Annotated in this window: 15 protein-coding genes and 2 tRNA genes; 2 read left to right on the top strand and 15 right to left on the bottom strand. The window is 41.5% G+C overall.

All coding sequences use genetic code 11. The features are described 5' to 3' along the window. Positions 1-55: 55 nt before the first annotated feature. The 11 genes from MZO41_RS02895 to yycF all read right to left on the bottom strand — a co-directional run bounded on the left by MZO41_RS02895 (position 56) and on the right by yycF (position 12697). Positions 56-706, bottom strand: a complete 651-nt coding sequence (locus MZO41_RS02895; protein ID WP_003643638.1) for a nitroreductase — start codon at positions 704-706, stop codon at positions 56-58. Between the two features lie 248 nt (positions 707-954). Continuing rightward, positions 955-1587 (bottom strand): uracil-DNA glycosylase family protein, encoded by a 633-nt coding sequence (locus MZO41_RS02890; RefSeq protein ID WP_003646171.1) that lies wholly within the window; start codon positions 1585-1587, stop codon positions 955-957. 207 nt (positions 1588-1794) lie between these two features. Then, entirely contained in the window at positions 1795-3222 is a 1428-nt protein-coding gene (locus MZO41_RS02885) for a coniferyl aldehyde dehydrogenase (RefSeq protein WP_022638535.1), read from the bottom strand. Between the two features lie 65 nt (positions 3223-3287). After that, positions 3288-3863, bottom strand: a complete 576-nt coding sequence (locus MZO41_RS02880; RefSeq protein ID WP_013355078.1) for a TetR/AcrR family transcriptional regulator — start codon at positions 3861-3863, stop codon at positions 3288-3290. A 482-nt stretch (positions 3864-4345) separates the two neighbouring features. Next, positions 4346-4825, bottom strand: coding sequence for a 23S rRNA (pseudouridine(1915)-N(3))-methyltransferase RlmH (gene rlmH / locus MZO41_RS02875; RefSeq protein WP_003643636.1), 480 nt, complete (start codon positions 4823-4825; stop codon positions 4346-4348). Positions 4826-5379: 554 nt separating this feature from the next. Further along, a complete protein-coding gene (locus MZO41_RS02870) occupies positions 5380-6642 on the bottom strand; it encodes a S1C family serine protease (RefSeq protein ID WP_003641660.1) in 1263 nt (420 codons plus the stop codon). Between the two features lie 110 nt (positions 6643-6752). Then, on the bottom strand, positions 6753-7568 hold the full coding sequence (locus MZO41_RS02865; protein ID WP_003641659.1) for an MBL fold metallo-hydrolase: 816 nt from the start codon (positions 7566-7568) through the stop codon (positions 6753-6755). A gap of 361 nt (positions 7569-7929) precedes the next feature. Continuing rightward, positions 7930-8784 (bottom strand): two-component system regulatory protein YycI, encoded by an 855-nt coding sequence (locus tag MZO41_RS02860; RefSeq protein ID WP_003641658.1) that lies wholly within the window; start codon positions 8782-8784, stop codon positions 7930-7932. Positions 8785-8795: 11 nt separating this feature from the next. Further along, complete coding sequence (locus MZO41_RS02855) at positions 8796-10121, bottom strand: YycH family regulatory protein (protein WP_003641657.1); 1326 nt, start codon at positions 10119-10121, stop codon at positions 8796-8798. Then, positions 10102-11976: a cell wall metabolism sensor histidine kinase WalK gene (walK, locus tag MZO41_RS02850; RefSeq protein WP_003641656.1), complete on the bottom strand. Its 1875-nt coding sequence runs from the start codon at positions 11974-11976 to the stop codon at positions 10102-10104. The genes MZO41_RS02855 and walK overlap by 20 nt, the downstream gene beginning before the upstream one ends. A gap of 13 nt (positions 11977-11989) precedes the next feature. After that, positions 11990-12697, bottom strand: a complete 708-nt coding sequence (gene yycF / locus MZO41_RS02845; RefSeq protein WP_003637294.1) for a response regulator YycF — start codon at positions 12695-12697, stop codon at positions 11990-11992. A 323-nt stretch (positions 12698-13020) separates the two neighbouring features. On the opposite strand from yycF, the gene MZO41_RS02840 reads away from it, so the two are divergent. Next, positions 13021-13093: transfer RNA gene (locus tag MZO41_RS02840), tRNA-Lys, on the top strand. A gap of 206 nt (positions 13094-13299) precedes the next feature. Here MZO41_RS02840 and MZO41_RS02835 read toward each other — a convergent pair. The 4 genes from MZO41_RS02835 to MZO41_RS02820 form a co-directional block, all read right to left on the bottom strand. Continuing rightward, positions 13300-13530, bottom strand: a complete 231-nt coding sequence (locus tag MZO41_RS02835; protein ID WP_003643634.1) for a hypothetical protein — start codon at positions 13528-13530, stop codon at positions 13300-13302. Between the two features lie 86 nt (positions 13531-13616). Further along, positions 13617-13817 (bottom strand): cold-shock protein, encoded by a 201-nt coding sequence (locus tag MZO41_RS02830; RefSeq protein WP_003643340.1) that lies wholly within the window; start codon positions 13815-13817, stop codon positions 13617-13619. Between the two features lie 123 nt (positions 13818-13940). Then, positions 13941-14309 carry a hypothetical protein gene (locus MZO41_RS02825; protein WP_164905385.1) on the bottom strand — a complete coding sequence of 123 codons (369 nt, stop codon included), beginning with the start codon at positions 14307-14309 and terminating at the stop codon, positions 13941-13943. 143 nt (positions 14310-14452) lie between these two features. After that, positions 14453-14719, bottom strand: coding sequence for a head-tail connector protein (locus MZO41_RS02820; protein WP_063489175.1), 267 nt, complete (start codon positions 14717-14719; stop codon positions 14453-14455). Between the two features lie 68 nt (positions 14720-14787). On the opposite strand from MZO41_RS02820, the gene MZO41_RS02815 reads away from it, so the two are divergent. After that, positions 14788-14859, top strand: a tRNA-Asn gene (locus MZO41_RS02815). The last annotated feature ends 186 nt before the right edge of the window (positions 14860-15045 follow it).

Below are 15045 nucleotides of genomic sequence, written 5' to 3'. Positions count from 1 at the left end.
TGGCAATAGTGTCTGCTGGTAAACAGCTGGTTTCTGCTGCAAAAGTGAGTCTAAATTAATTGATGATGTGCAAGACTTGCGGCGTAGCAACTCGGTCAGTTCGAAATTGATTTAACGGTTTTTCAGGTTTCTCATAGCCTAAAGCAATCCCCATCGCCACTACTTTATCTGCAGGCATCCCGAGTGCGTTTCGTACAATGGCCGGATATTTAACCAGTTCATAAGATGGTACTGACTGTACTCCGCGAGCAGTTGCGGCTAACATTAACGTCTGCGAAAAAGCGCCTAAATCATAGATTGACCAACTATTAGGGTTAGCGTCGAGCACGAGATAGGCAATCGCCGGTGCGCGATAAAGATTAGCACGACTATCCCAATAAGTGGTCGGGTCTGAGTCGATCACGGGCCGAAAAGTTCCGACCCAGTGCCCCATATTTTGGCTAGCAAACGCCGAAAAATCACCCCGGTGTACTTTGGCGAGATCAGCGTCTTCCGTAATCCCTTGCTCAGCGGCAGTAGCATAGTGTTGCTTAATATTAGTTAGTGCGTGCCCCGTTGCAATATAGACTTGCCATGGTTGTGAATTACCCCACGAGGGGGTTTGCTGAGCATCTGTAACAATCGTTGTTAATAACTGTGGCTCAATAGGGTCGTCTTTAAAAGCCCGGACTGAATGCCGGGTGTGAATCGCTTTAATTGTTTCCATGAATTTTTAGCTCCTATATTTTAAATAGTGATGAACAAAGAGAATAAGTATCATTATAAAAGATAGAACTATCTTTTTCAAGCAAGGAAACTTGGCTAGCTAAGCGCATCGTCATAAACCAGTAAACTAAAAACGTGGTAATACCGAGCCATTCATGCTCAGTATTACCACGTTTTTAACCAAATCAGGCCCTTGAAGTTACAGTCAACAAGCTATGAACACTGGCCTTAACAAGGCTGTCGTAGACCTTATTTTAATGCAATCTGTACCCGTCGTTGAAGATCTGGCACCACGGTCGCTTGGAACCATGGATTCTTCTTTTGCCAGCCATAATTTAGGGGCGATGGATGCACTAATGGGAAATAATCAGGCAAGTAATCCTGATAATTTTGAACCGTTGCAGTCAACGTCTTTTGCCGTGAACGTCCTAAATAAGCCTTAATTGCATATTGGCCCACAAGTAACGTCAGTTGAACGTTAGGCATCATTGCTAGCAGCGGTTCATGCCATTTATCCATGAAGCCCTTGCGCGGTGGCAAGTCACCGCTTTTGCCCTTACCAGGATAGTAGAAATCTAGTGGCATAACTGCAATGCGGTCACTTTGATAGAATTGCTCCCGCGTCACGCCCATCCAATCCCGAAGTCGGTCGCCGCTCGCATCATTGAAATACGTCTTGGTATTTTGGGCAATACGTCCCGGTGCCTGACTAATCACTAAAATAGTGGCTGTCGGTAACACATGAAATAATGGGTCCCACCCCTTCGCCGTATATTCAGCGTTATCGGGATCAGCCTTGATAGCTTCAGTAATTTCTTTGATTGTTGTGATATAGATGCACCTGCGATTCGTTTTTAGTTTTAGTGACGATACTTTTCCCATGCCTGTTTGATTAAGCTCAGAATATATTCAATCTGAGTATCATCTTTTATAATTACTTCATAATCTCCAATGACCAGTGCTACTTTGTCTTATTCAATTTATAAAAATCCATATTAATGTTCATACTTATACTAGTATTTTACATCAATTAGTCATAGACACGAAGAAAAGTCCTAACCATGTTATTGCCCTAGATTAAACACGACTTCATAGTCCCAACATTCGCTTCAGCAGCTTTTCATTACGTTTATTATGGATCGGTACCATTAAGCGCGTGGTATATTTTGCCAAAACACCTTGCTTATACACAGATTTTTGATTACTAAACGTCTCAAAGCCTGTCTTACCGCCTTTATAGCGTCCCATTCCAGAATAACCCACACCACCGAAACCCATTGAATGCGAACCCGCATGCAAGGATAACTCATTAATATCTACTCCGCCAGATGATGTCTGCGAAATAATTTGATTCAAATGCCTTGAACTCCTACCAAATAAGTACATGGCTAACGGCTTTTCATGAGAGTTAATAAAAGCGATGGCTTCATCAAGTGAATCATACGTAAAGATCGATAAAATAGGTCCAAAAATTTCATTTCTGGCAATCTGTAAATCTCGATCAGGATTAATCGCCAACGTTAATGGAATTAGCCGTCTTTTCACGTCCGGAACCAATTCATTATTTGGATTAATCGTTATCAGCCTAGTTCCCCGTTGCCGAGCTTCAGTAAGCATTCCCAAAATCCGATCGTAAGAACGATCGTTGATAATGGCAGAATATTCAGAATTATTAATGTAAGTTGGAAATGCTTGCGCAAGTTGTGCAGTGATTAAGCGCACGTATTCATCCAACTGGTCAGTGGGAAGTAACACATAATCGGTGTCCAAACAAATCTGACCACTATTACCAGAACGACTACGCGCAATCTTGGCAGCTGTCATTTGCTTGTTAGCATCTGGTAAAACAACGGCTGGATTTTTACCACCCAGTTCTAAAACAACCGGTGTTAAATTAGGAGCCGCCGCCGATAATACCTTCTTACCAGTTTCAGAGCCACCTGTAAAAACTAGTTTGTCCCAATCCAGTGCTGAAAACTGAGCCGCAATATCAGCTTCTCCTGTCACTACTGCAAAGTTCTTTTCATTTAAATACTGTTGTGACAATTTCTGGACCAGTGCCGCTGTCTGAGGGGTATACTCAGAGATCTTTACCATCACTCGATTCCCCGCTGCAATCGCTTCTACCGCTGGATCTAGCGCAAGATCGATTGGTGCATTAAACGGCGACATGATACCAACTACACCTAATGGTTCATTATAAACATACTGTTTAGTTCCAGTTAATGCCATCAAACCCGACCGTTGCTTAGCTGGTAGTATCCATTTACGAAGATGCTTCTTAATATATGCAATCGTCGCTAGTGGTCCGGTTAAATCAGCACTTACAATTTGTAGCGGATCACGCTGCCCAAAATCCGCTTGAAGTGCCGTGATTAATTCTGAAATATTATCCCGAATCAATACCTCAATCTGATTTAAAACAGTCACACGCTCTTCATAGGTCATTGGTTGCGCACGGTCATACTGTGTCTTTTGTAAGTAAAAAATTTGGTGCATCTCATTAATTGTAGTCATCATAGCTCTCCTTTTTAATCGAACAATCGTTTAATTATAGACAAAAAATATCATGTTCTGATATTTTATTTTTTCAATAGTGCATTCATACACATCACAACCACTTGATCGATCATAATTGTCTTATTATCAATTTGACGTGTTTTTAAGGCTTTAACAAACAAAACAATTGGTGCATAAACAAAACCTAAAATAACTGCTGGTGAAGAAATGACAAATTCAGGTGTATGTTTGACTGCTTCAAAAAGTTGCTCGAAACCTTGATAGGATTCCTCCTTTTTGATTTTTAAGCTATCAAGAATGGGCGAATTATTGAATTGTTCAATAATCATTAATGCTTCGTAATATTGCATGCCGAAATCGTATAACGCATACATAAACTGTTGGACAAACTTAACTGAGTTATTGGGTTTGGTATTGATATTTTGACTTAAAAATGCTGCTAACTGTCGCTTTTTAGCAAGGTAGACCTGCTTTAGAAGATCCTCTTTATTTGAAAAATAAACGTAAATAGTTGACGAAGAAATACCACTCGCTTTGGCAATTTTGGACATCGAAACATCCGCAATTCCCTCTTTTAGAATAATACGACTTACTTCATCGATAATACTCTTCTCTTTGTCTAAATCTTTTTCCCGCATATTTGGCGCCCTCTTTTAATCGATTGAACGTTCGATTAATAATATAAAACTATCCCTAATAAATGTCAATTAAAATTATTAGAAATTTTATGGATGTGGCACCTGTACGCAAAAAATCACTAGCTATATATACCTGAGAATCTACAATCAGCATCTTGGGGATTGGGTATACTCAAAAACGGCAAGCCTTTTTGAGGAGCACCTGCCGCTTACTTTGCTATTATCAATCAATTGAGTATAGTGATAACCAGGCTATTTCAATCTAGCCTTAATATCAGCATCTGAAAAATCGTTGCTACCGTCCTTTTTTATTTCGCCATTATTTAATGGTAATTGCATATCTATATACTGCTTACACTTTAGTAAGGTAACTGTAATTCTTTGCAGCCTTATCTAAACTGTTATAAATACGACCATCAAAAACAGATTAGAATTCCTATTCACCTAATAAATCCGTAACTATTGAAAAACAAATTTTAGCATCACTTATGGTACGGACTTCCCACATTAATCATAAACGCCCGATAAACCTGCTCCGACAGCACTAACCGCATTAATTGGTGAGGTAACGTGAAACGCCCAAACGAAATCTGAGTATCCGCGCGCTTCAGCACTTCCGGTGATAATCCCAGCGAACCACCGATTACGAAATCAATATCACTGTGACCATACGTCGTTAGTTTATCAATTTCCGCCGCAAATTCTTCACTCGAGCGTTCTTTGCCCAAAATTGCTAGCGCGTATACGTAATCGCGATCCTTGATCTTTTCTAGGATCCGTTGGCCCTCTTTGGCCTTCACATTTTCCATCTCTGCGTTACTTAATGACTCTGGAGCCTTTTCATCTGGCACTTCAACAATCTGGAATTTTGCAAATTTACTCATTCTTTTCGCATATTCCGCAATCCCCTGTTTGAAGTATTTCTCTTTTAATTTCCCGACACAGATAATTTTGATGTTCATAATTGACCGCCTTTACACAAGTTATTAACATAGTTATCCACAGGTGCATAACTCAATAATCAATATATTGTGTTGAACACCAGTTCGCCACAATATTTATTTAGCCTCGTTTTGTCAAGACCTTTCCGACTTATCCACAGTTTTGCACAGCAACACTTGTTCGTGGATTCCGGTTACAAATCCTATTATATCAAGAACCGAGGCCTATTAAAATAACTTTTTAAAATTAAATCCACAGGCCAGTCCGGCGCCTGTGGATAACTTTTAAACAAGCTTCAACCCCGTGGTTCCGGCTGTTCATAAATTTCGACTAACGCGACTAAAATTTATCACCAAAGTTGTCCACACTTTTGCACACCATCAAATTCGACAATAAATGCTTTCTGCTATTTCAACCAGTTTGTTCGGCTTTTGTCGCAACCATTGCCAGCTTTCGCAAATTTAGTCGATTATTGAAAATCGATTCTTCGTTTTTTCATAATTTCGGCTACTAACCTAAAAAAACGCCCCCGACTGCTTTATCCAGTCAGGGACGTTTATGAAATTCTCATTTATTAGTTACTTTGTTTAGTTAACGTTTTGGTAGTTTCCGTCAACTTCATGTTGGCTGTCTTGAGTTTTCCGTTATGGTAGTATTTCACCGTCACGGTATCATTAACCGAATGGGCATACAGGGCACTCCGTAACGTGGCTAAGCTGGTCACTTTCTTGCCACCTAGCTCCGTAATCACATCGTACTTCGTTAACCCAGCAGCTTTAGCCGGTGAACCTGAGTACGTCTTCATGATGACGACACCCTTCGTCACACTGGTTGGTAACTTAAGAACAGACTTCTGATCACTAGAAGAAATATTGGATAGGTCATAGGTTGCAACCCCTAAAGCCGGCCGAACGACTTCACCCTTTTGAACCAATTCATTGATGATCTTCACAACTTCATTACTTGGAATTGCAAAGCCCATCCCTTCGACACTAGTCCCAGAATTATCTGAGGCCAACTTCATCGAGTTGATCCCGATAACTTGTCCAGCAATGTTGAACAACGGACCACCAGAGTTTCCAGAGTTAATTGCCGTATCTGTTTGGATAACCGTCGCGTACCCCGTCGTTTGACCAGATGTATTCGTCGTCGCCACGGTCCGCTTCTTCGCTGAAATGATTCCTTGCGTCAAGGTCGTTGCGTAATTAGAGCCCATCGGTGACCCAATGGCTAAGGCCGTTTCACCAACCTTGATATTATCTGAGTTACCAAAGCTAGCCGTCTTCGTTACTTTAGAAGAATTGATTTTCAGAACGGCCAAGTCAGTCACAGAATCGGTTCCGACAATTTTAGCTGACAACTTAGTCCCATCACTCATAATCACTCGAATGGCACTTGAACCACTCACCACGTGATTATTCGTTACAATATAAGCCGCGTCACCGCTCTTCTTATAGATCAACCCAGAACCTTCACTGTACTCTTCCAGCTTACTAGAGCTAGAATCTGAACTGGATGAACTATCACTGCCAGACGAGTCATCGCCACCCAAAATACCACTCCAACTGCTTGAAGAGCTCTTCTTTTGGAGATTAATGACCGATACAACGGCCGCCTTGTTATTTTCAAACACCTTGGTCGCCTGTGAACTGACATTGACCTTAACGTTCGTCGTTGACGTTGACCCCGATTTATTAGAACCAGTTGGTACACTGGTCGATGACGTTGCGATGTTATTGTTTTGGAAATAATTAATACCGCCGTAAGCAACACCACCACCGATTAAACCAGCTACTAGTGCGGTTACTGCGACTTTGATTAATGATTTATTAGCCATAATTGCGCGTCGAAACGCGATCCCTCCCTACTAATGCTTATTTTAAGTTTATTTTAGCGAAAAAGTGTGATTTTTTTATGACTGAAGCGTTGTGAAACATTAAAGCTAACCTATAACGTGATTAACTTAGTCGCTTGTTCTGGCTCCGTATCGTACAATTGAAAATCATGCTCAACACCAAAATCTCGTTCCGTCATCATGGAAGCAACCGTTAAATGCGCCAAGGACTTCAAGTTATTATCCTGACTACGATGCCCTAAGTAAATCCGCTTGGTATGCCGGCCAATCACATCCATCAAGGCGTTCGCACCATCTTCATTCGATAAATGGCCCTCATCACCAATAATTCGCTGCTTTAATGGCCATGGATACCGACCCATCCGCAACATTTCTAAGTCATGATTACATTCAAATAAATAGCCGTCAGCGTCTTTGATTACACCTTCAACGTGCTCTGAAACGTAGCCCGTATCCGTAATGATGACAAACGATTTTCCGGCATGATGTAGCTCATAAAATTGTGGCTCGGCCGCATCATGTGACACACTAAATGATTCCACGTCGAGATCACCTAGTCCAAGCGTCGTGTTCGGGTCAAAGACATGACATAATTCGGCAGGAACGTTGCCGATTTTATGCGCCATTGCGTCCCAGGTCCCCTGATTAGCATAAACATCCATACCATACTTCCGCGCTAAAATCCCCGCAGAATGGCAGTGATCAGTGTGTTCATGGCTAATAAATAAACTATCGACTTCATTAATATCACGATCGATCGACGCCATTAAATTAGCAATTTTTTTGCCACTTAGCCCCGCATCAACCAATACTTTGTGCTCTGGCGTTTCGATGTACGTCACGTTACCCGTACTACCCGATGCCAGAATGCTTACTTTCATATCATCCGTTGCTAATTTTAATACCATTATTTAGGCTCTTCCTATCTCTGAAATCCATTACTATCTTCATATGATACACGCTTTTAGCGGGGTTGAAAAGCAAGCCACCTGCAAGTGCTCAAACTTAACGTCCACGACTATCGCCATCACGCGGTTAGTCTAGTTTACTGTCGTGTATGCGCGCACTAGTTTACCGACCATTATAAACTCACACGAAACCGCGAACATCAACGCTGAGCAATCCACGCTACGTCCATGGCACCTCAACATTGGCGTATCACAACTAGTCAAAAATCTAGTCACCAAAAAACGGGCCTGTTAAGAAAAACACCCTTCTTCACAGCACCCGTTATTCGACAACGACACCTAGTCGTTAAATTGGTTTTCACTAATCAATTGCATTCCACATCATTCCGACCGTCGCATCTAAACTACTCGTATCACTAGCCGTACTACCGTTCTTCATTGAAGAACCAGTAAAGGCATTGATACGGTGCAGTGTAACGTTAGAACTATTCTTACCCCGGACCGCAAAGATCCACGTTGGGACGTAAACACTACTATCCTTCAATTTCAATAACCGAGAATACCCAAGCTTTGCCCAAACGACCCGGGAGCTACTTGCCACCTGATTATATTGATACAACGCAACCAGGGCCTTTTTTTCACTGATCGTAACAGCCTTTTCGCGTAAAGTTTTGACGTGATTGACGTACGTCTGAGTATAACTTGTCAGCTGCTTGTTTTTATTAACAAATAGGTGGACTTGCCCAGCGCCAGTCATGATCTCGCCATCCGCAACCTTTTGAACAAAAACGTAATCGCCGTTAGACGACAAATCCGCATCATAGACGTACTCGGTTCCATGGATTACATTGGTCCGCTGACTCATAAACGTCGTCAAGTCCGCTTTAGGATTGCGGGTATCGATAGTGGTGGTTGCCCGTAGTGTGCTCACGAGCTTACCGCCACTTTGCACCCGGGCTGTCTGTTCAGTTAACTGACTCAACAATTGTTTGAGACCACTCTCGTTACTGCCCGCAATATAGTAACCCGTCCCTTCGCTCGTGTCCGGGTTTTTAAAGCTAATATTATCTGCGCGCATTTCACGAATTATCGTGGTCGCCGTATCACCAGTCGTTTGTGTCGACTTAGAGCTCGTTTGCACGAACATAAAACCCAAGAAGATATCTAGAACAACAAATGCTAGTAGGAAAATCCACTCAATTCTCCGAAAATTCATGCGGCCACCTCCTAAGATCCACTTAACATCGACGTATATGTCCGCCAAGTGCCATTATAGTAGACATAATACGTCGGCGTCAGGTCGATCACGAGTTTGGACGACTTGTTCTGTGACCATTCGTAGCCAAGTTCAATACTGCCAATTTTACTGTCTTTATAACCAGCGGCCTTCAGACGTTTTAACACACTTGTCGAACTCGGTAAGGTCACCGCTTGCTTCTGACCAGTAGTTGGTACTGGCACCTGCAAACTGTACAGTGAGAAGTAGTAACGGTCTAACCCGTTAGAAGTGAGCTGAATCCGGACATCGCCATTTTCGGTCTGATTAAAGATCGGGAACCCTTCAACATAGCTCCGGTAAATGACACTATTACTCGTTGCATCAAAACCGTAGTAGCGGATATTATCCATTGGGACACCGAGACTAGTTAACAAATTGAAGCTCTTCTTTAGCTGATTAGTCAGTGATAGGTTCCGCGTGGTTCCTGAATCACTATAATCTTCGAAATACACTGTTCCTAGCTTAGAATCCACCGTCATGCGCTTGTAACTACCCGTTGTATACTCCTGCTTACCACTGCGATTATGCACTGAAACGGTCGAATTACCATCCGCATCTAGTAATCGGTTGGCAATCTCACTCGCAGCCGCTTTACTCATCAAGTAGCTATAATGTTGCATCGTAACTTGCTTTGGATAATCAATATACGTTGTATTATCCTCATAGGTCATCTTGACAGCAATCCGTTTGACCTTGTCGACTGCCAAAACTTTTTTCAACGACGACAGAGATTTTTTCTTCAACCGAACACTATAAATCTCATGATGGTCATCATTCAAAAAGTAGATGTGATTCGTATCATTGATTGGAATCACGATCCGACTAAATTCCGAGGAGCGAAAATTACTGAGATGTTGCTTGAAGACCGTATTAAACATACTGACAGTAATACTGTCAGGAAAGTTCAATACGTACGAATCAGTTCCATTTAAGAGCGCACGGTAGCTTTTTGCCGACGTAATGCGAACTTTAGAGATACTCCGCGCATCCCATTTGCGTAACTGCTCACTAAATTGACTGACTAAGCTGACATTTTTATTAATCAGCAGGGATTGGCCACCCTGACTGTTAGTGTGAATTAATTGTGTCGGTAAATAAATATCATCGATTGTCCGAGTTGTCAACGAAGAGTTCGATGACGTCGTACTAACCTTGCTTTCATGCTCATAGCGTGACGGATTCAACCAGATATACATGGATAAAACCACGCTCAATAAGATCAGAATCGTCAATAAAATGGGTAAGATAAAGCGTCTAAGCTTGTGAGTCGTCATCCCAAAGGTCCTCCTCCTCATAAGGTTCGTATGGCAAGGAGATATAGAACGTAGACCCCTTACCTTCAACACTATCAACCCAAATACGACCGCCGAGCATCTGAACAACTTCTTTTGAAATTGCCAAACCGAGGCCCGTCCCACCTTGGGCCCGTGACCGCGCCTTGTCGACTCGGAAGAATCGGTCAAAGACGTGTCCTAAGTCGGCCCGTGGGATACCCAAGCCCTGATCACTAATACTAATGATCACTTGGTTATGCGTCTCTAACAGCCGACAAGTCACGACACCGCCATCAGGTGAATACTTGATCGCATTATTCATAATGTTATCCAATACTTGAGTGAATTTATCGGTATCAATTTCAACCCACAGATCACGCTTGGTAAACTCGCGCTTAATAGTGTAATACTTAGCTGGATTATCATCCTTCTTTAAGATCATATCAAACCGATCAAGCACGTAATTGAACATCTCATTAATATTGACCAATTCCATATCGACCCGGGTGGTCCCTGAGTCCATCCGTGATAGACTTAAGAGTTCATTGATCATTCGAATCATACGATCGGTTTCTTCTTGAGTGACCTTCAAAAATCCTGGGGCCACTTCAGGATCCTTCCACGCACCATCACTCAGTGCTTCAATATAACTCCGCAAACTAGTCAGTGGTGTCCGTAATTCATGAGACACGTTCGAAACAAATTGTTTCCGGTCATTATCAATCTTTTGTTGTTCCGTGACATCGTGGAGCACACAGACTAACCCACTAATAAACCCAGACTCCCGTTGAATTAACGAGAAGTAGGCATTCAAGATTAGGTCACGCTCGTTCGAAGAAAAATCAAGCATCAATTCATCTTGATTTTCAATCAAATCACGCAATGAATAATCATCACGGATTTTTAAAATATCTAAAATCGAGTTACCGATTGCCTTTTCGGCCGTAACGTCCATAAAGTCCGAGGCTGTTTCATTGATGATGGTAATATTACCCCGGCGATCCGTGGCAATCACGCCATCACTCATGTGTGAGAGCACACTATCCAACCGGCGTCGCTCAGCTTCTGTCGACTCTTGCGATTCTTCCACTCGAATCGACAAGTTATTAATGGCTTTAGCCAACTGGCCCAACTCATCATCGCTATAAACTCGGACTTGCCCCGCATAATCACCACGGGCAATTCGTTGCGTCTGCTGCTTCATTTCTTCGATTGGACGAGTTATTGCCCGGGCAATAATGATTGCAATTCCCAGTCCCAAGACCATCGCAGCAAGTGACGCAATCACAAAGATTCCCATAATGTTGTTAATCGTACTGTAGACAGACTTCATATTTGCCCGTACATACAGTACCCCAACTAACTGACTGCTATTACCCGCTGAATTGGAGCTATATAGCGGCACGATTGAAACGTAGTAGCGTCCATTATTCTGAGTGTCATAGGTACTTTTAGTGTAAGTTCGATTATTATAGATTGCATTCTTGACGTTTCGATCGGTCGTTTTTTGTCCAACTACTGACTGATCATTAACATCACTCGTCCCACGAATTGTTCCTTTGCTGTCAACAACTTGGATTTCATCAACATTCGTATTGTTGTAGTTCGACAAAATCGTCTTGATTTGGCCGTTGGCCTTGCGCGTACTGCTGACGGTCAATTGTTCGGACAACGAATTATCAATATAAGTTGGAATTTGCACCGACTGTTTAAAATCCTGGATGTTCTTTGATTCCAACTGTTTCACAAAGATTGCACCCACGATTTCCAACGTAATCAATAATAGAAGGGCAAACACGAGCGCAATTTTGAAATTAATTGTTTTAAAAAAATTTTTCCGTTTAAATCTCAACACGGTTTAGCAACCTCTACTCATTTTCAGGATTGCGGAGATAGTAACCCACGCCCCGCCGCGTCACCAGCCATTTTGGATGACTCGGGTTATCTTCAACTTTTTCACGTAACCGCCGCACGGTCACATCAACTGTCCGGACATCACCAAAGTAATCATAGCCCCAGACCGTCTGCAACAAGTGTTCCCGCGTCATGACTTGGCCGATATGTTGGGCTAAGTAATGTAACAGTTCAAATTCACGGTGCGTTAATTCGATGTTTTCACCGCGTTTGGAAACCATATAAGCTTCTGGATGAATCACCAGATCGCCAATTTCAATGTCTGAATTTTCTTCAACTTCAGCTGGTTGAGCACTTGGTGCACCTTGCCGCCGTAGATTTGCTTTGACTCGAGCCACGAGTTCCCGGTTTGAGAACGGTTTGGTCACATAGTCGTCCGCGCCCAGTTCCAAGCCCAACACCTTGTCTAATTCAGAGTCCTTTGCCGTTACCATGATAATTGGCATATCATAGTTCTTCCGTACTTGTCGAGCAACTTCCAAGCCATCCATCTTAGGCAACATCAAATCTAACAAAATCAAATCAGGGTGGACTTCATCCACTTTTTGTAAGGCTTCCTCTCCGTCAGCTGCAACGTGAACTTCATAGCCTTCTTTGGTCAGATTAAATTTCATGATATCAGAGATGGGCTTTTCATCATCAACTACTAAGATTTTTTTCATAACGATTCTTCCTCCTTAGGGGAAAACAGGTTTACATTTCAATTTTTAGGGTGATTCGCGATATATTACGAGAAAACAGGTCCTTTCTCGTGTCAGGGTTGGTTGAAACTAAATTCAACACTGGTTTTAGTATATCACAAATGTAGTTGGCTTTCTTTGATTGCTAATCCGCGTGGCCGTAGTATTTCCCGGGAAATCATTTGCCAGTTCAAGCAATCGTTTTCACCAATTAATTACTCAAAAAATCACTTTTTTTGAAAAAACTTTCGAAATAGTGTTGTCAGAACTCAAAATTCATGATATTATATTTTTTGTTGAGTTATGGGCAGTTAGCTCAGCTGGCAGAGCAACGGACTCTTAATCCGTGGGTCCAGGGTTCGATCCCCTGACTGCCCATCATAAACCATTAACCAGTTTTCATGCAGTGTCATAAACACCGTGATTACTGGTTTTTTTGTACCTTCAGCGCAAATAACATTGTCATTAGATGTCATTGTTTTTCAATAAAAGTAAGCCAATTGGTAAGCCAAAAATATAACAAAAAAGCCACTGTTTCCAGTGACTTAATACTTGCGCGGGGCAGTGACTGTTAACCATATTGGTTAGCAGTTTTTTTTGTCGATATGAAAATATTCTTTGGGTGCGTCATTCGGCTTTCCTTGCTTCCAATGACTTTTTGCAGAACCATACTTAGTCGGTTCAGGATTAGGACTAATCGCAACAAATCGACGCCCAACTGAATCCATAAATATGATTATCCGACGATATTCTTCAGTTGGTGTAATCAACGTACAGTTTTCATGCTTAATGCCATAAACATCTGTAAAGTCCATATTTCACATTGCTTTCCCGTATGTTTCAGTGCCATAAAATAAAAAACTGCCTTATTACAAAGCAGTTTCATCAGTATCAAAATAAATTATTGTGGAACAACATTCGTTGCTTGAGGGCCACGATCCCCTTGTTCAACTTCATAGCTTACCTTTTGACCTTCATCAAGGCTTTTAAACCCATCTGTTTGGATTGATGAGAAATGAACGAATACATCTTTATTATCCGAACCGGTGATAAATCCAAAGCCCTTATCCGCGTTAAACCATTTCACAGTACCACTTTGCATATACTTAATATTCCTCCTAGAAACTAAATCAAAGTAACCAGCCGAATTAACATCTAAGAAAATTATAGATAGCAAGTTTAATGATACTTAAAACTTCCGAATATGTTAACCGTGTTCAGTATATCACAGAGTTCGAAGATAGTTTAATTTAAACACTTCAAGTGCCCGGTTCTTTAAGTAGTTAAACTTGCTGACACTAACCGATAATTGATTACAGGCTTCGTTGCGGTTGAAACGTTTCTCAATAATATAATCATGTAAGATAAATTGATATTGTGGATCATCAATTGCATTGAGAGCATCATCGACTTCTTTTAGCTGGTAAGACAGATCAACATGGTTTATCAGGCGGCTTTCAGCACCGTTTCGGCTACTATGGCTTGATACTCCATCGAACGAGGGACTAGAAACCTGATTAAAAACCGTCAAGTCACGTTTTAGTTTGGCATATTGCTTTAATAAATTACGAATTTTCTTAACATCTTGACGCATTGGAATCACACTTTCTGGTTCCAGATATATGTAAAAGGGACAGAGAGGGGGGCTCTCTGTCCCTTAGGGGTAATAGAACACGCTTACTTCAAGTAAGTTTATCACTCCTTTTTAATTTGTCCAGTTAGAACTTCTCCATTTTATTATGAAATAAGGCCACGTAATTGTTGAATCATGCTGATAACTTGGTATGGTGTTTGTTTCATATCAGTTACTCGGTTTTGGTACCAGAATTGCGTCAACAAGGACACGGCAAAATCGTACTGTTTGTAGACAGTCAGATCTTCATTCTTGCTAACAGCCGTCTGAACGTAGTCCTTGGCGGCGTCTAAATAACTTTGGATCATTGGATCATCTTCGGTTACATCGATTCGCAGGCTTAGTTTAATGTCGTCTACAGTCACTGACAACTAATCACTTCCTCATAAGTTTAACTTTACTCTCATAAAATTATATGGTATAAATATAGAGTACTCATTGCTCGGTAGTTCAGCGGTAGAATAATTGACTGTTAATCAAGAGGTCGCTGGTTCGATCCCAGCCCGAGCAGTCTCCAAAACACATATTTATCATAAAAGGCCGTGACCTTGAAGTCACGGCCTTTTTATTACCAAGTCATAGCATAATAGATTACCTCAAACACTTTAAAAGCAACATATGCGGCGAATACATACGTGATGATAATACCACTGTATGCAAGGATAAATGTGTTCTTCATGAAATCACCCCTAAAATT

The sequence above is a fragment of the Lactiplantibacillus sp. C232 genome (genome assembly GCF_023806725.1).
GTDB classification, from domain to species: Bacteria; Bacillota; Bacilli; order Lactobacillales; family Lactobacillaceae; genus Lactiplantibacillus; species Lactiplantibacillus plantarum.
The sequence above is the reverse complement of the archived record's forward strand: the minus strand, read 5'-3'. Positions and strand labels throughout refer to the sequence as shown.

Coding starts and splice junctions, on each gene's coding strand:
- MZO41_RS02860 (WP_003641658.1), bottom strand. CDS start 8,784: ATGAATTTTCGGAGAATTGAGTGGATTTTCCTACTAGCATTTGTTGTT.
- MZO41_RS02830 (WP_003643340.1), bottom strand. CDS start 13,817: ATGCAAAGTGGTACTGTGAAATGGTTTAACGCGGATAAGGGCTTTGGA.
- MZO41_RS02880 (WP_013355078.1), bottom strand. CDS start 3,863: ATGCGGGAAAAAGATTTAGACAAAGAGAAGAGTATTATCGATGAAGTA.
- rlmH (WP_003643636.1), bottom strand. CDS start 4,825: ATGAACATCAAAATTATCTGTGTCGGGAAATTAAAAGAGAAATACTTC.
- MZO41_RS02890 (WP_003646171.1), bottom strand. CDS start 1,587: ATGGGAAAAGTATCGTCACTAAAACTAAAAACGAATCGCAGGTGCATC.
- yycF (WP_003637294.1), bottom strand. CDS start 12,697: ATGAAAAAAATCTTAGTAGTTGATGATGAAAAGCCCATCTCTGATATC.
- MZO41_RS02855 (WP_003641657.1), bottom strand. CDS start 10,121: ATGACGACTCACAAGCTTAGACGCTTTATCTTACCCATTTTATTGACG.
- MZO41_RS02865 (WP_003641659.1), bottom strand. CDS start 7,568: ATGGTATTAAAATTAGCAACGGATGATATGAAAGTAAGCATTCTGGCA.
- MZO41_RS02885 (WP_022638535.1), bottom strand. CDS start 3,222: ATGACTACAATTAATGAGATGCACCAAATTTTTTACTTACAAAAGACA.
- MZO41_RS02825 (WP_164905385.1), bottom strand. CDS start 14,309: ATGCGTCAAGATGTTAAGAAAATTCGTAATTTATTAAAGCAATATGCC.
- MZO41_RS02895 (WP_003643638.1), bottom strand. CDS start 706: ATGGAAACAATTAAAGCGATTCACACCCGGCATTCAGTCCGGGCTTTT.
- MZO41_RS02870 (WP_003641660.1), bottom strand. CDS start 6,642: ATGGCTAATAAATCATTAATCAAAGTCGCAGTAACCGCACTAGTAGCT.
- MZO41_RS02835 (WP_003643634.1), bottom strand. CDS start 13,530: ATGGACTTTACAGATGTTTATGGCATTAAGCATGAAAACTGTACGTTG.